9 protein-coding genes are annotated in these 17027 nt (G+C 45.5%); 6 read left to right on the forward strand and 3 right to left on the reverse strand.

The features are described 5' to 3' along the window. The first annotated feature begins 121 nt into the window (after positions 1-121). Complete coding sequence (locus tag RS891_RS14535) at positions 122-1177, forward strand: YeiH family protein (RefSeq protein ID WP_315795758.1); 1056 nt, start codon at positions 122-124, stop codon at positions 1175-1177. Positions 1178-1798: 621 nt separating this feature from the next. Next, positions 1799-5143, forward strand: a complete 3345-nt coding sequence (locus RS891_RS14540) for a discoidin domain-containing protein (RefSeq protein WP_425476096.1) — start codon at positions 1799-1801, stop codon at positions 5141-5143. A gap of 122 nt (positions 5144-5265) precedes the next feature. Here the strand turns inward: RS891_RS14540 and shc are convergent, their stop codons facing one another. Then, positions 5266-7161: a squalene--hopene cyclase gene (gene shc / locus RS891_RS14545; protein WP_315795762.1), complete on the reverse strand. Its 1896-nt coding sequence runs from the start codon at positions 7159-7161 to the stop codon at positions 5266-5268. Positions 7162-7516: 355 nt separating this feature from the next. On the opposite strand from shc, the gene RS891_RS14550 reads away from it, so the two are divergent. Next, positions 7517-9028: a glycoside hydrolase family 30 protein gene (locus tag RS891_RS14550; RefSeq protein WP_113054896.1), complete on the forward strand. Its 1512-nt coding sequence runs from the start codon at positions 7517-7519 to the stop codon at positions 9026-9028. Positions 9029-9255: 227 nt separating this feature from the next. Beyond that, positions 9256-13323: an S-layer homology domain-containing protein gene (locus RS891_RS14555; protein WP_315795764.1), complete on the forward strand. Its 4068-nt coding sequence runs from the start codon at positions 9256-9258 to the stop codon at positions 13321-13323. A 101-nt stretch (positions 13324-13424) separates the two neighbouring features. Here RS891_RS14555 and RS891_RS14560 read toward each other — a convergent pair whose 3' ends face one another. Together RS891_RS14560 and RS891_RS14565 are read right to left on the reverse strand one after the other, a co-directional pair. Beyond that, on the reverse strand, positions 13425-13883 hold the full coding sequence (locus RS891_RS14560) for an OsmC family protein (RefSeq protein ID WP_315795766.1): 459 nt from the start codon (positions 13881-13883) through the stop codon (positions 13425-13427). Positions 13884-14065: 182 nt separating this feature from the next. Beyond that, on the reverse strand, positions 14066-14983 hold the full coding sequence (locus RS891_RS14565; protein ID WP_113054893.1) for an AraC family transcriptional regulator: 918 nt from the start codon (positions 14981-14983) through the stop codon (positions 14066-14068). Positions 14984-15226: 243 nt separating this feature from the next. Here RS891_RS14565 and RS891_RS14570 point away from each other — a divergent pair, with 243 nt between their 5' ends. Continuing rightward, positions 15227-15814 (forward strand): NAD(P)H-binding protein, encoded by a 588-nt coding sequence (locus RS891_RS14570; protein WP_315795768.1) that lies wholly within the window; start codon positions 15227-15229, stop codon positions 15812-15814. 85 nt (positions 15815-15899) lie between these two features. Continuing rightward, a complete protein-coding gene (locus RS891_RS14575; RefSeq protein WP_315796325.1) occupies positions 15900-16886 on the forward strand; it encodes an aldo/keto reductase in 987 nt (328 codons plus the stop codon). Positions 16887-17027 lie beyond the last annotated feature (141 nt).

Below are 17027 nucleotides of genomic sequence, written 5' to 3' on the forward strand. Positions count from 1 at the left end.
ACAAGATACCTAATTAATCATAAGTTTTTGTAATGGTTAAAATCGCAGATTCATATTTCACTTCCTTCCTGTCTGCTTCTATAGTAAGGATATACTTTATCCGATAAGGAAGTGTAGAGCTATGATTTTACAGACACAATTGAGATTCGTTAAAAACATAAAAGGTGTTAGGAACAGGGGATTTCTGCAGGGGATCGGACTGACTTTACTGCTCTCGTTGATCGCCAAGCTGCTGGGTTATCTGCCGCTCTTAAATATCATGGGACAACTCGTTATTGCAATTCTGCTTGGCATCTTGTACCGGGCGGTGCGTGGCGTTCCGTTGACCGCGCAATCAGGGATATCCTTTTCGGGAAAGCGATTGCTGCGGTTCGGCATCATCCTGCTGGGTTTGAAGCTGAACCTTATGGATATTGTTCATGCAGGCTACAAAGTCGTTGCGCTAGCGGCAATCAATGTTGTTGTTACGATTTTTGTTGTTTACGTGCTGAGCAAGTGGTTAAAGATCGACAAACGAATAGGGCTGTTGACTGCTTGTGGTACAGCCATCTGCGGTGCAGCGGCAGTGGTCGCGATTGCGCCACAGATCAAGGCCAAAGACGAAGAAACAGCAGTAGGAGCGGCTACGGTGGCGATATTGGGCACAATCTTCACCCTTGCATATACTTTGTTATACCCTGTGTTGGGTTTAAGTGCGAATGGATATGGCCTATTCACAGGGGCTACGCTGCATGAAGTGGCACACGTCATTGCTGGAGCTGCACCTGGAGGGCAAGCGGCAACTGATATGGCAGTCATCGTAAAGCTAACCAGGGTCGCCATGTTGGTGCCCATTGCGCTGATCATCGGTTTGTGGAGTGGACGACAGGCGCGTGAGGGAGAGCAAAAATCATCTAAAGGAATCTCTTGGCGTGAATTGCCAGTACCCTGGTTCATTTTCGGGTTTCTGGCTATGAGTGGTTTAAACACGCTGGGTATTATTCCGCAAGAGTTGATCTCGGGACTTCTGGTTCTGTCCTATATGCTGCTCGCGATGGCCATGGCTGGATTGGGGTTGGGTGTGGATATTGCAACCTTCCGTCGTCTGGGTAAGAAACCTTTTTTGGCAGGATTACTGGGCTCTATAGTGTTGTCCATTCTAGGCTTCATGCTCGTTTGTGGCTTTGGCCTGAACTAGGGCGTGTGTTTCAAAAATAGGTATCCCGCTGCATGAATTTAACAAAAAGCACGCATTGACCATAGGTGGATCAATGCGTGCTTTTTGTTGTTTGAAAGATGCTGATCATCAGATCCAGAACGAACAGGACAGAAATAGTATAAATTCATTGCTTGAAAAAATATAAATATTTACCTCTTTTGGTTCAAAAGTCCGAAATGCACACAGGAAAGTCTGGATAACGATGTATTTCCTGATCGCAAGCCTTAAGGCTGCTCGTAAACATCCAAAAAGGAACATCAGAAGTCCGAATACCGTCTCTAGGGGTCCGATAAGAAGGAATGAAAGTGGTTTATACTAAATCTATTCCAGAGATGGCAAATCCAAGCAGGAAAGCAAATCAGTATATCCGAGAAACTCCTCAAAGTAAGTAGCGTCCACGAATTACTGTCGTGAAGTCCATGTTGTTGTATGAGTTTGCCATTTTTTTGTCTTGTACTTTGATAAGGGGGTGATGATCGGCGCAGCGAATGAATAAGGCAGATCAACCGTCCATTTTTCTTTGAAAAACCATTTTGCTAATAACCTGAGGAGGAATTGAATTTGCGCAACAAGTACATTGTGTGGTCACTCGTATTAACGATGCTGATCTCGAACGTATTCCTGACTGTCGGATTTCCATCTCCTGTATCAGCAGCCGAAAGACCGGATCTGGCACAGGGCAAACAGGTTACCGCGAGCGGGTACAACCAAACATACAGTCCAACCAATGTGATTGACAGTAACCAAGCAACCTATTGGGAAAGTACTAATAGTGAGTTCCCCCAATGGATTCAAGTGGACCTTGGCACCAACACCAACATTGACCAAATCGTATTGAAGCTTCCGACAGTGTGGGAAAAGAGAACCCAAACGATAACCGTGCAAGGCAGCACGAACGGTTCATCGTTCACAGATATCGTAGGTTCTGCGGAATATGTATTTAATCCATCAGATGGGGAGAACTCGGTTAAGATTGATTTTCCTGCTGTGGAGACAAGGTACGTTCGCTTAAGCATAACAGGCAATTCCGAGTGGCCGGCAGCTCAACTGTCGACATTTGAAATTTACGGCCCAGGCAGTGAGGGACCAACGTTACCTGGCCCCGATCCTGTGGATCCCCCAATCATCCCTACAGAGGGAAGCAACATCGCCATCGGCAAGTCGATTACTGCATCATCGAGCACTTTATCCTTCGTAGCTGCGAATGCAAACGATAACAATATCAATTCGTACTGGGAAGGGGGCAGCAATCCAAGCTCACTGACGTTGGATCTAGGCTCCAATCATAAGATTACATCCATTGTACTTAAACTCAACCCGGATTCGGTCTGGAGCACCCGAACACAGACCATTCAAGTGCTTGGACATAACCAGGATACAACAACCTTCAGCAATCTGGTTTCCGCTCAATCATATACATTTAACCCGGCTTCCGGTAACACGGTGACCATTCCCGTTACAGCAACGGTTAAACGTCTTCAACTCAACATTACCACGAACTCGGGCGCTCCTGCCGGGCAAATTGCTGAGTTTCAGGTATTCGGCACACCTGCACCCAATCCTGATCTGACGATTACAGGCATGTCCTGGTCTCCATCGTCTCCAGTCGAGAATAATGCCGTCACCCTCAATGCCATCGTCAAAAATATTGGTTCTGCCGCTTCTCCAGCTTCTAGCGTCAACTTCTATCTAAACAATGAACTGGCGGGTTCCTCCCCAGTAACTGCTTTGCAAGCAGGGGCTTCGACAACGGTCTCGCTTAATGCTGGCAATAAAGCAGCTGCATCATATACGCTCAGTGCCAAGGTAGATGAGAATAACCAGATCATCGAAGAGAATGAAGGAAACAACAGTTACACACACACCTCTTCATTGGTGGTTGCACCGATTACAAGTTCTGATCTGGTAGGCATTCTCTCTTGGAGTCCTGGAACCCCTACAGCAAACAGCACAGTAACTTTTACGGTTAATCTGAAAAATCAAGGCAACATGGCCTCCGCAGGCGGTGCACATGGAGTTACAGTAGTTCTCAAGAACGCTGCCGGGGCAACACTTCAGACGTATAGTGGTTCCTATACTGGTACATTGGCACCTGGAGCTTCGGTCAATGTCAATGTAGGTACCTGGACTGCTGCAACCGGTAACTACAATGTGACAACTACCGTAGCAGTGGACAACAATGAAGCTCCGGTCAAACAAACGAATAACGTCGTTACAACAGGTTTGAACGTATATTCAGCCCGTGGTGCAAGCATGCCTTATACCCGGTATGATACGGATGATGCTACGCGTGGTGGCAGTGCCACACTGAAATCCGCACCAACCTTTGATCAGGCTCTGACGGCTTCGGAAGCCTCTGGCCAGCGCTATATCGCTCTTCCTTCCAACGGTTCCTATGCACAATGGACGGTTAGACAAGGGGAGGGAGGCGCAGGTGTAACCATGCGATTCACGATGCCGGATTCCACAGATGGCATGGGTCTTAACGGCGCACTTGACGTCTACGTTAACGGGACCAAGGCCAAGACGGTTCCTTTGACCTCCTACTACAATTGGCAGTACTTCTCCAGTGATCATCCGGGGGATACACCAAGTGCAGGACGTCCGTTGTTCCGTTTTGATGAAGTGCACTGGAAACTTGATACACCTCTAAAAGCTGGAGACACCATTCGTATTCAAAAAAACAATGGAGATAACCTGGAATACGGTGTGGATTTCCTCGAAATCGAACCCGTTCAGGCGGTGATCCCGCGTCCGGCCAACTCCGTCTCTGTAACCGATTTCGGCGCGATTGCAAATGATGGAAACGATGACCTTGCCGCATTTGAAGCGGCAGTCCAATCCGCGGTATCCACAGGCAAGACTCTATATATCCCTGAGGGCACGTTCCATCTGGGCAATATGTGGAAAATTGGTACGCCGACGAATATGATTAACAACCTCACCGTTGTAGGTGCAGGCATCTGGCATACGAACATTCAGTTTACCAACCCTAATGCAGCCTCAGGCGGGATTTCTTTCCGTGTGCAGGGCAAGCTGGATTTCAGCAATATTTATATGAACTCCATGTTGCGTTCGCGCTATAACGAGAATGCAGTGTACAAAGGATTTATGGACAATTTCGGTAAAAATTCGAAGGTTAGCAACGTATGGGTCGAGCACTTTGAATGTGGTTTCTGGGTAGGGGATTACGCCCATACACCTGCAATCATTGCCGATGGCCTAGTGATCGAGAACAGTCGTATTCGGAATAACCTTGCTGACGGTGTCAACTTTGCCCAAGGCACGAGCAATTCGACTGTACGCAACAGCAGTGTCCGCAACAATGGTGATGATGGTCTGGCCGTATGGACCAGCAACGTGAATGGTGCGCCTGCCGGTGTGAACAACACATTCTCGTTCAACACGATTGAGAACAACTGGCGCGCAGCAGGCATTGCATTCTTTGGTGGCAGCGGACATAAGGCAACCAACAACCTGATTGTTGACACGGTTGGCGGTTCGGCGATCCGGATGAACACTGTTTTCCCTGGATACCATTTCCAAAATAACACAGGTATTCTGTTCTCCGATACAACGATCATTAACAGCGGCACAAGTAAAGATCTGTACAATGGTGAACGCGGAGCTATTGATCTTGAAGCTTCCAACGATTCCATCAAGAACGTAACGTTTACCAATATTGACATTCTCAATACCCAGCGCAGTGCTATTCAATTCGGGTACGGCGGCGGTTTCCAGAACATTGTGTTTAATAACATCAACATTAATGGTACTGGTCTGGACGGTATTGAGACATCTAGGTTCACAACGCCGCATAAAGGTGCAGCAATTTACACCTATACCGGTAATGGTTCTGCCACATTCAATAATCTGACAACAAGCAACATTGCGAACCCTAATGTGAATCAGATTCAAAATGGCTTTAATTTGATCATTCAATAAATGAGTTCAAACAAAAACAGGGAGCTCTAAGAGTTCCCTGTTTCTTAGGTTAATTTGATGAAGTATGGGTGAACATTGAGCGGGATCTGAAATATTAAAAAATAGCCGCGTAAAGCAAGTTTTTAAGATGCCCCATATTTGCTTCTGTAGTGACTTAATGTGAGAAGAGGCCAAATATATGTATAGCTGTGATAATGGGAATAAAAATTCCCGGGCAAACCAGCTCCTGTTGGATAAGTGGTTCTCCAATCGTTCTCGTGCATTGATGCAATAAGCCTTAGAATGCCTTGATTCATCTCAAGTGTAGGTTCGGATTGGACTGCAATTAGTGTGTCAAGTGCCCAAGCGGTCTGAGAAGGGGTGCTCTCCCCTAATGGCACATAGTGCAGGAGTCGGTCACTCTGACAGGATTCTCCCCAGCCACCGTCGGAGTTCTGGATATTTAAGAGCCACTGCACTCCTTTTTGCACTGTATCATGGTTTGCAGGTAGCCCAACTGCCGTAAGACCGGTTAATGCTGCCCAGGTACCGTAGATATAACATACGCCCCATCTTCCGTACCACGAGCCATCTTTCTCCTGGTTTCGAATAAGCCATTTCGTTCCACGATTAATCCATTCATGCCTGGTGTCAAGCCCGGCAAAGTTACCGAGGTACTCCAAGGTACGTCCCGTCAGGTCAGCTTCTGAAGGGTCTGTAGCCGCGGATTTGGCACCATCAATGGCAAGCCAGGTGAGCATCTCCTTGTTTGTATTTTTTTCGAATGCCGGCCAACCGCCATCTTTATTTTGCATGGACAGAACCCAATTCAGTCCGCGATTCCAGGATTCCTGAAACGTTGGAAGAGTAGTGGACATGCTTCGGATAGCCCGTAAAGCTGCCGTTGTATCATCCACGTCTGGATTGATTGTATTCGACTCCGAAAATCCCCATCCTCCAGCGACTGTATTCGGATTATGGATGCTCCAGTCGGCTCTTTTATTTTGCTGACGGGAGAGCAAATAGGAGGCCGCGAGCTGAATAGACTTATGGTCATCGGTGAGAGAAGCCTCCTGCAATGCGTAAGTGATTAAGGCCGTATCCCATACGGTTGATGGAGAGTTTTGAATCGTTGTTTTACCTCCTGAAGAACGGCACTGCATTGCCGTGAGTCCGGTTATGGCTTTTGTAATCAAGGGATGCTGCTTATCGTATTTTAGGGCCAATAGGGCAAAAATCATGAGAATTGTACTACTGGCGTAGCTGTATAATGTGCCATCAGACTCAATCCGTTCTATCATGAACTGTTCCGCCTTCGTTCTTGCCGTGTTGTGGATGTGGCGAGGATTACCGAGCATTCGGCTTCTCCCGCTTAGAATGTTGTTCTGCATTTCCTGATATCCACGAGCAGTTGACTCATCAGCAACATTCCGTAAGTCTGTCAGATCAGACAGATCGGGAGCATGGGTTGCTGTAATGGAGAAGCGCAAGTCTGCCATAATGAGCATAGGAGTGAGGTGAACTCTGGAATAACCGGAAAATTCAAAATAGTTGATGGGAAAATAGTTAGGGAACATGAGTATCTCCAGGGGGATCATAGAGATGGATAAAGGCCATTTCATTTGTCCGGTGGCGGCAAGTATGGCTTTGGTCAAAATGCTGGTAACTTTTTCGATACCTCCTTTGGACTGAATATACTGTTTGGCCCGCTGAATTGGCTCGTCCGTGCTCTGGCTGTACCCGGAGTAAAGAAGGGCGTAATAGGCTTCAACCGATGCGGATAAATTTCCATCCTCTTCATCGGTGTACAATCTCCAGCATCCATCCTTTTGCTGTTCTTTAAGGATACGATCATGCAACTCCCGGATCAGCGCTTCATTTGGGACTTCCAATATTCGAAAGAGAATGATGACATAAGCATCAATTACTGTACCGTTCTCAAAACAGAAATGCCAGGAACCATCTTGTCGCTGCTGTTGAAGTAATGAAGTCGTCATCCGACTTATTTCCTCATCAATCGTGCTCAGTATATGGCTCATTGCGCGGATACCTCCAGAGTACGTCATTTATGTATTATATGATGGCAATCAGGGGGAAATGAGGAGCAGAATGAGCGTAAAATCCAGTCCTTTTCAGGTTTTTTTACAATTTTAAATAAAAAAATAAAATTTACTGTTGAAATTTTTTCCAATAAAGTGTATAAATATCTTTGTTAACGCTTACAAGTTTTTTGATCTATATCTTTCTCCGATACCCTTCAAAAAGGAGGTGTTAGTACTACGGTATGCAATAAAGTGAAAAAGGACTTCATGATTTTAAAAATGAAATCGATTTCATTTTCTGGTATTTGATATTTGGCTGTTCAAATAATAACAAATTAAAGGAGATATGTTGATGAAGATATGGAAAAAGAGTGCGTTAGTGTTGCTGTCCACTTTTCTGGTAACGGCGGGTTCATATGGTTCATATATGCCCAAGACTGCGCATGCAGCAGGTGAACAGGTGGAGGTATGGATTTCAACTTCAGACCCCAATTCCGAACCGGCAGTGGGGCTTAGAACAGATGCGAGACTCACCAAGATTGCATCCAAAAACTTCAGCAGCAACTCAGGCAATGCTGATGTTACTATTACGGTAAATGAGAACAAAACGTATCAGCAAATGGATGGTTTTGGAGTGTCGTTAACGGATGCTTCCGCATGGCTCATGAACTACAAGCTGGATAACAATAAGCGCGCGGAAGTGATGGAGAGGTTGTTTGGCACCACAGGCATTGGACTTAGCTTATTGAGACAGCCGATCGGAAGTTCTGATTTTGCCTGGGCCGCCTACACTTATGCCGATACGCCAAATGATACTTCTCTCAACCAATTTACGATCGACCGGGACAAGGCTTACATACTGCCCATGGTCAAAGCGGCAATCGCTAAGAATCCCAATATCAAAGTCATGGGTTCCCCATGGAGTGCGCCTGCCTGGATGAAATATTCCAACAATCTGAACGGCGGCAAACTGAGAGCAGAACACTATGGCACATATGCAAACTATTTCAAAAAATACATTGAAGCCTACCAGGCTGAAGGTGTACCCATCTATGCTGTTACGTTGCAAAATGAGCCAATGTACGAGCCATCCCATTATCCTTCCATGGGTATGAATGTACAGGATCAGACGGGCTTTATCGGCGATTATCTTGGACCAACACTCCGCAATGCCGGAATTAACACGAAGATTATTGCATTCGACCATAACTTTCTGGACTGGAACTTCCCGAACCAAGTTATTACGAATCTGAAGAACGCAGGCAAGGGTAGCTACGTATCCGGTAGCGCATTCCACCATTATGACAGTGGGGACGGATCGACAATGACCTCCATGAATAACAGTCACCCGGACAAGGAAATTTGGTTCACGGAGGGTGGTTTCGGCAACTGGAATGATCCGCAGAATGGGACCTCTTCAGGCTTCGATAATATGATGAACGAGTTCATTAATATTACGAGAAACTGGTCCAAATCGATCATTCTCTGGAACGCTGCCCTGGATCAAAAAGACGGTCCAGCATTGCTTTCACCGAACAACACGAACAAAGGCATGATTACAATCCGTAACTCGGACAACCGTAATGATGCTCCTGAGAATAATGTCACATATCACAAACAATATTATTTGCTAGGTCACTTTAGTAAATTTGTAGTACCCAATGCATACCGCATTGACAGCAACACCGGATCTGAAGTCAAAAATGTGGCTTTCCGCAATCCGGACGGTTCCAAAGTGGTAGTTGCCTACAACTCTTCCAGTGCGTCAAAAAATGTGAAGATCCAATGGGGCAGCCAAAGCTTCGTTGTCACTATTCCAGGCAAGTCGGCCATGACGTATAAATGGTATGGAAATGTATCTTAAGGGATAGCAGGAATTCAGATTCCCGCATCCAGCAACCTGGGGGCCGCGAGCAGTCGCGGCTCTTTTATTTTCTTTTATTAAAAGATCATCCACTGTATACATTTGTTGTGATTTTTACATATTCAAGGATTTTACAATTTTAATAATATGATTTTTTAGTTTAACTGTCCTCTTACATTGGGTTGATATACTAGCCTGAGCTTTTACATGGGAGAGGGGTTAACAACTTGAAAGATATCAATCAACGCTGGGTAGCAACGATCCTTGTGGCCGTAATGGTTATTCAAACATTCTGGACATTTGCAGGAATCGGCCATGCTGCAGCATCAGAAAACCTTAACACCAGCAATTTAGCGAAAAACGTGGTGATCAGCCATTTTTATGGAGGCAAAAAAGACGACGTACTCGACGTGTACGGCAACGATTTTGTAGAACTATATAATCCGACAGCAGAACCTGTTTCGCTGAGCGACTGGTCTATACAATTTGCGGATACCCAAAAGAATAATTGGAAGTTAGCCCAGCTAGGGACAACGACTGCCCAGATTCCGGCATATGGTTATTATTTGATTGCGCTTGGCAGCAACGGAAACGTCGGAGAGCAGCTTCCACAGCCGGATGCCACTGAAGCTTCATTTAAATTAGGCAACAACAGTGGCAAACTCGTTTTGTTAAATACGACACAACTGTTGACAGCAAACGATCCAACGGCAGATGTTTTACAGGAACATGTAATTGATTTTGTTGGATATAGTGCTGACGCTTATTTGGGGAGTCCGGCGCCGGAAGCGGGCAAGCAGAGTACCATGCAGCGTTTGGTGTATGATCCGCTAAATCCAGAAAGTAGCACGACTGCAGCTGCGTTTCCGAATCGCGGAAACAACTGGGACACACGGAATAACGGAAATGACTTCGAGAAGGTCAAAGGGGCGAAGGCTCGCAATTCAAGCACAACTTCCGCCTATGTCATTTTGGAAAGTAATCAAAGGTTAGAGATGCAATCTGCTTCGAGTGTTGATCCTGTACATAACAAGATTACGTTAAATGCATTTGGAGGCTTGGTTAAGCAGGGACCATGGTCATCCGATGACTTCAGTGTACTAGGCCTCCCGGCAGGATTCACTGCTGAAGCCAATGCGAACGGAGATCAGATCGAAGTGACCATAACTGGAGACGGTACCGGGAATGTGGTTTCAGACAGCCTTCTGACATTTGAGATTCAACCTGGTGCGTGGGATCAAGTACACAGACCAGTCTCATCCTTAACGGTGTATCAAGGAAGCAATACTGTAACATTGGCACAGTTCATACCTTCCAATAAGATTGTAGCCACATTGGACTCCTCATCGTCCAACATTCGAATGAACGGTGCGAAGAACTTGAATACCACGATTCAACTCAATCTTAGCGCCGGCCTTCCCGTGGATGGAGTACTGGACTCGAATGCTTACAGTGTGACGGGCCTTCCTGAGGGAGACTGGAGTATCAAGGCTGAGGGCCGAAGCAGTGATCGTACAATTACACTCTCCATTTCGGGTACATCCACTTCTGCTGTCATGAACTCCGTCATGCTGAATGTGACGTTAATGGCTGAGGCAGTACAGGATACAGACTGGCTGGCTTCGGAAATGATCGGCGTCCCCCTGCTTCGGTACAGTCAACCACTTCTGGCTGATGAGAATCGCAGACATGCCGTTGAAGACAGCATCATAGCGGACAATACAGGTTTTAATGACCCTGCCACCAAAGAATATAAATATGGAAATGATGCCATGGGAGCGAACGAATACACCTTCCTGCGCGGTACACATTCCTTATTCAAAGCGGATCTGGCAGACGGCCTTATTCCTTCTCCAAATTCGATAATTCCAGGCTGGAATGAGAAGGACATTCTTACGTACACGCAAGGCGACGCGCATATTCAGAATGTGGGGACTTTTAACGATAGTACCAACCAAATGGTGTTCAGCTTAAACGATGTGGATTCTTCCGGAATCGGCAGCTTTTATGACGATCTGATTCGCTTTGTTACAAGTGTTTATGTAGTCAAATACGAAAAAGACAGCTCTGCGATTACCAATCTGCAGGACGCCGATTTCCGGGATGTATCTCGAACCTTTCTAAATACCTATAAAGATACGCTGATAGAGATTAATAGCGAGAAAAACCCCAAGAACACCAAGTTGACCAAAAGCAATGTAACGGCTTATACGAAAGAGGTCATGGACAAAGTCTCCAAAGTGTCTTATGAGGAAGCTTTGCAAAAATTGCTCGGCAAGCGGGCACTTGATGGGAAATTGAACATTGCTGGCAACTCCGATAAGTTTGAATCCGCTACAAATGCAGAGAAATCTTCCCTGCAAGCCGCTTGGGAAGCATACAAATTACAAGTCAGAAGCAATTTCCCGAACCTGAGTGACGATGAGTTCGATGCCTATTTTAAGATCAAGGATATTGTACGCCGTATTCATCAGGGAATTGGCAGCATTGGAGTTGAACGGTACAATGTGTTAATCGAAGGAGCAAGTGAGGCCAATACGGATGATATTCTGCTTGATGTGAAAGAGCAGACTCGGGACGCCAATGTATCGAAAGATGCTTATCTTAAAACTTCAGTTGATCCCGATTCTTATCTGGGTGTACTTGAAGCAATGAATCGCTCATATCTGATCAAGGAAGTCTCACCTTTTAAAGGTGATTACACAGATAAGCCATTTAAGAACAAACAAGAGCTGGAGCAGTATTTGGTCGATGCGGCCAAGGCTTATGCTTATGCAAGTTCACGCTTGGACAAGGTATCCGATGAGTTGGACTATCGTTTTGAGGAACGTTTTGTAACGAATATTGTACCCATCTGGGATGATTTGCAGAACTTTATTCTTAATGCAGCGGAGGATTACTCCCACCAGGTCGCAGCGGATTTTGAGCTTGTAAAGGAAGATATGCGAAACGGGAAGCTGATTGACGTTTCCACATTGGATGATATATCCGTTGATCAAGGTTCTTTGACTCCAGCATTCAATCCTGCAATTACAACGTATACTCTGAATGTTGAACAAGCAACAGACTCCATCAACATTACGGCGAAGGCTACGGATAGCCAGGCTGCCTTGTCTGCCAAAGGTGAACCTTATCCAAACGGAATAAACCAATCGTTCGGGCTGTCCGTTGGAAAAAATGTAATTCCAATTACGGTGCAAGCACGTAATGGATCAAGCAAGACTTACAGTGTAACTGTTGTTAGAGCCGGAGAATCCACCTCCGTTCCACCAACGCCTTCGAATCCTTCAACTCCAACTGGAGGAACGAATGGTGATCAAACGGGTATCACTGCCAACAGTGGAACGATTACTGTGAATGGTGGATTGTTGAGCCTGGGCGGGGTCAATATCAATGTGCCAGCTGGATCGACGGATAGCAGCATCGTCATTTCCGTAAATAAAGTAAGCCAAACGGCGAATCTGTTCACCAATTCCACATTGAAACTGCTCGGGGATGTCTATGAGATTACTTCAAGCAAGAGTGGAGATTTCAGCAAGCCGGTAACTGTCACTTTGCCATTTGACAAGAACAATGTAGACTTTGACAAATCAATAGTGGGATTGTATTGGTTCAATGAGCAAGTCCAAAAGTGGGTTTCACTCGATAATATGAAAGTGGATCAAATGAATGGAACGGTATCGGGGACCATTAATCATTTTACCAAGTTTGCTGTTCTGGTATCCGATAAGACCATAACGCCAACTCCGGAAGGAAGCAAGAATTTCACGGATCTCGTAGGACATTGGGCTTCCGGCAGTATTATGGATTTGGTTGAACTCGGGGTAATCCAGGGTTACCCGGACAACAGTTTCAGACCGGATAAAAAAATTACCAGAGCCGAATTTATCACTCTTATCATTAAGGCTTTACATCTGCAAGGCTCTTCTGACAAAGGATTTGCGGATACTGCGACGCATTGGGCGCAAGACGCAATTTCCACTGCGGCAGGTCTGGGCATTGTGAATGGATATAGTGATAACACCTTCCGTCCAGATGAATTGGTGACCCGCGAGCAAATTGCGACTATGGTCGTTCGTGCAGCGCAGATCGCGGATTCAGATAGTAATATCAGCTTCTCCGATGGCGCTGAAATATCCGGTTGGGCACGTTCTGCACTTGCTGTGGCCATTACCAACGGGCTCGTTAACGGTTATCCAGACGGAACATTGAAACCGAAAGGGAATACAACTCGCGCAGAAGCTGCTACACTCATCGAAAGAACTATTCAATTGACAAAACAATTCGCAAAATAAATCATAGATTTCAGAAAGGCTGCTCTCCAGCAGGTTTAACTTGTTGGGAAGCAGCCTTTTTGTATTCTTTGTATATTTTTGTATCTGGATCATTCGTTTTGTTACAACGAGATCCCATTTTCGATAATGACACGATTGAGCTTGGTATTCACTGGGTTGGAGATCGTATCACCCACAGGACATTTACTTTCTAAAAATTGTACAAATGATTCAACTTTTTCTTCAGATGAGCTGGTTTTAATATAAAATGTGTATCGAATATCGGAATAACCGGGACGTACATCAGATCGGTTAAAAAATCCGTCAAGATCCAGATCACCTTCAACTTCAACTCTGAAATCATCAAGGATAACATCGAATTTGGAGGCATATACCCGGGCCACAATGGATTGACATGCGCCAAGTGAGGCGAGTAAAGCTTCTACAGGATTCATTCCCGTATCCGTACCACCAAGGTTTGTTGGCTCATCGATGATCAGTTCGAATTGTCTTGCTTTGGTGATCACTTTAACCCCATCTTGTAGATGGGCAGTAGCTTTGAAAGTCTGAACATTAGCCATCTGATCCCTCTCCTTTATAAAACATTGTATGTAACTTGGTTTAGTAAGGATTATAGTTCCATGAATCATATGCTGTCAATATAAGGATGGGAATAGAATTAGATATTCACTCTTTAAATTAAAAAATGGATAGCCCAATGGCTATCCATTTCTCTAACATTTCCATTTCTCAGCCGATGTACTTATTCGCTCATAACATGATCGTATTTTTCTTTCAACCGTTTGATATCTGCTCTCGGCGGCGCGCCGAACATGCGGGAGTACTCCCGGCTGAATTGGGACGCACTCTCGTAACCAACCCGGAAGGCTACATCCGCAGCATCAGCTGACTCGGCCATGAGGAGTCGACGTGCTTCCTGAAGCCTAAGCTGCTTCTGAAACTGAAGTGGGCTCATGGCGGTAATTTCTTTGAAATGTCGATGGAATGAGGACACACTCATGTTGGCTGTCTCCGCAAGATCTTCAATTCGAAATGGTTGTTCCCAATGTCGAACAATATGCTCAATGGCTTCCCGAATCCGGTAGCTGCTGCTGCCTTCCACTGCAATCTGTGCCAGTTCAGCTCCATAAGGTCCCTGCAAAAGGCGATACAGTATCTCCCGCGTATAGAGTGGGGCAAGGAACGGGATTTCTCCCGGTGTATCCAGCAGCCGAACCAATCGAAGTACAGCATCTTGAATGGAGGGCTCCATCTGTCCAACAAATAGGGCGCGTCTGGCGTTTTCTTTAGAGGTGACCTTAATATTACAATCATTCAGTACTTCAAGAATCTGGTTCTGTGTAAACTCAAGCTTCAGACTTAAGTAAGGCGTATCAGTGGATGCTTTTATAATCTGACCAATCACTGGAAGGTTCATGGAAGCAATCAGATAATTGGATGGTCCGTATTCGAATCTTTCCTGTGCCAGCAAGATTTCTTTCAAGCCTTGAACGATCACACAAAAGGAAGGCTTGTAAACCCGGTAAGCAGGCTCACTTATGCTGGAATGCTGATAGACATAAAGGGAAGGGATTGCTGTTTCCTTAGAGCTGTTATGAATGGAGTGACGTTGGATTAGTTCGGTGAGTTCCTGTTTCTGCTGCACTGCATTATCGGACATACATATCCTCCTTGCGAGTTGTTCTTGCTTCATTATAAGACTTAACGACTTTAGAAAAAAGTGGGCCTGAGAGGATCAGGCAATCAATTAAGACAAATGATATACCGCTTCGCTTCTTCAGTTCGGCATAATAATATTAGGCTCGCAGAATCAAGCAAGAGGACCGAAAAGGCAATCAGACAGCATAGCTGTAGTACCTCTACGAAAATAGCAACTTTATCCTGAACAAAAGGAGGTAAGGAAATGAGTCACGTATTAGTTTTGGGTGCCAACGGTCAAATCGCCCGTGAAGCGATAGACTTGTTTCTAAATGAAACCGATGTCAGGCTAACACTTTATTTGCGGAAATCCAGCAGGCTTGGAAATATCGATTCGAATCGTGCGCGTGTGATCGACGGTGACGTGATGGATCAAGTCAAATTGAAAGACGCCATGAACGGCGTGGACGTTGTCTATGTCAATCTTGCAGGTGACCTGGAACAGTATGCCAGAACCATCGTGGAAACAATGAAATCTGCAGGAGTGAAACGTCTGATTTTTATCAGTTCCATGGGGATCTATGATGAAGTGCCTGGACAGAAGTACAGCAGCATATTGGACCCTTATCGTAAAGCTGCTTCCATTGTTGAAGCTTCAGATCTAGATTATACAATCTTACGGCCGGCGTGGTTTACCAGATCTAACGAGATTGATTATGAAATAACCCAGAAAGGCGAACCATTCAGAGGTAGCGAAGTATCCTGCAAAAGCGTGGCCGCTTTGGTTGTTAAGTTGTCAGAGTCACCAGAACTGGAAATACGTCGCAGTATAGGTGTGAGTAAACCCCATTAATTCAGTGTACTCCTAAATGGAGATAATAAATTCATGTACGTTAGTTCACATTCACATCATTTGAATGAAGAAAGGAAGTTATATGATGCAAAAACGAACACTGGGAAATAGCGGATTGGAAGTTTCGGCAATTGGGCTTGGTTGTATGGGAATGAGTTACGGGTATGGTCCAGCTTCGGACAAAACGGAAATGATTGCGGTCATACGGGAAGCTGTTGAACGCGGAGTAACTTTCTTTGATACCGCCGAAGTCTATGGTCCATATATCAATGAAGAACTCGTTGGCGAAGCACTTTCCTCTGTACGCGATCAGGTTGTCATAGCGACAAAGTTCGGATTTGACATTCAAGGTGGCAAACAGAGCGGGATGAATAGCCGTCCTGAGCAGATCAGGAAAGTTGCCGAAGAGTCTCTTAAACGACTTAAGATCGAGACAATTGATTTGTTTTACCAGCATCGTGTTGATCCTGACGTGCCGATTGAAGAGGTTGCCGGAGCCGTGCAGGATCTGATTCGAGAAGGTAAAGTGAAGCATTGGGGGCTGTCGGAAGCTGGCGTGAACACGATTCGACGTGCACATGCCGTTCAGCCGGTCACTGCTGTTCAGAGCGAATATTCCTTATGGTGGAGACGTCCGGAAGAAGAACTGATTCCAGCGCTTGAGGAGCTCGGTATTGGTTTTGTCCCTTTTAGTCCTTTGGGTAAAGGATATCTCACGGGAAGTTTTAATGCGAAAACAACGTTTGATCAGGGGGATTTGCGTAATATTCTGCCACGCTTCACTCCAGAGGCCCTCGAGGTCAATCAAGTGCTGGTTGATCTGTTGAAAGAGAAGGCGGATAAGATCCAAGCAACCCCTGCACAGATTGCACTTGCTTGGCTGCTGGCCCAGAAACCGTGGATTGTCCCGATCCCGGGAACGCGCAAGTCGAGTCGCCTCATAGAAAATATGGATGCCGCGGATATTAAACTTTCACCCGATGATGTACAGAGCATTAATGATACAGCTTCAAAAATCACCCTGATGGGTTCCAGATATACGGAAGAATTGGAGAGAAGAACGGGTCTTTGATCCATTTTAGTATGCCAGAAAGATGGGTGGAAAGGTTGAGTAAACGCTTATCGAACCAAATGAAGCAAATTGTAATCGAGAGATTGGAGTCCCAGATCAGATGGGAAGAAAATCCGATTTTCAAAGAATTGTATCTCAGTT

This window comes from Paenibacillus sp. BIC5C1 (assembly GCF_032399705.1).
GTDB lineage: Bacteria > Bacillota > Bacilli > Paenibacillales > Paenibacillaceae > Paenibacillus > Paenibacillus taichungensis_A.

Excerpts from the sequence above, each read along its gene's own strand:
- RS891_RS14535 (WP_315795758.1), top strand. The coding sequence starts at position 122 with ATGATTTTACAGACACAATTGAGATTCGTTAAAAACATAAAAGGTGTT.
- RS891_RS14540 (WP_425476096.1), top strand. The coding sequence starts at position 1,799 with ATGCTGATCTCGAACGTATTCCTGACTGTCGGATTTCCATCTCCTGTA.
- shc (WP_315795762.1), bottom strand. The coding sequence starts at position 7,161 with ATGAGCCATATACTGAGCACGATTGATGAGGAAATAAGTCGGATGACG.
- RS891_RS14550 (WP_113054896.1), top strand. The coding sequence starts at position 7,517 with ATGAAGATATGGAAAAAGAGTGCGTTAGTGTTGCTGTCCACTTTTCTG.
- RS891_RS14560 (WP_315795766.1), bottom strand. The coding sequence starts at position 13,883 with ATGGCTAATGTTCAGACTTTCAAAGCTACTGCCCATCTACAAGATGGG.
- RS891_RS14565 (WP_113054893.1), bottom strand. The coding sequence starts at position 14,983 with ATGTCCGATAATGCAGTGCAGCAGAAACAGGAACTCACCGAACTAATC.
- RS891_RS14570 (WP_315795768.1), top strand. The coding sequence starts at position 15,227 with ATGAGTCACGTATTAGTTTTGGGTGCCAACGGTCAAATCGCCCGTGAA.
- RS891_RS14575 (WP_315796325.1), top strand. The coding sequence starts at position 15,900 with ATGCAAAAACGAACACTGGGAAATAGCGGATTGGAAGTTTCGGCAATT.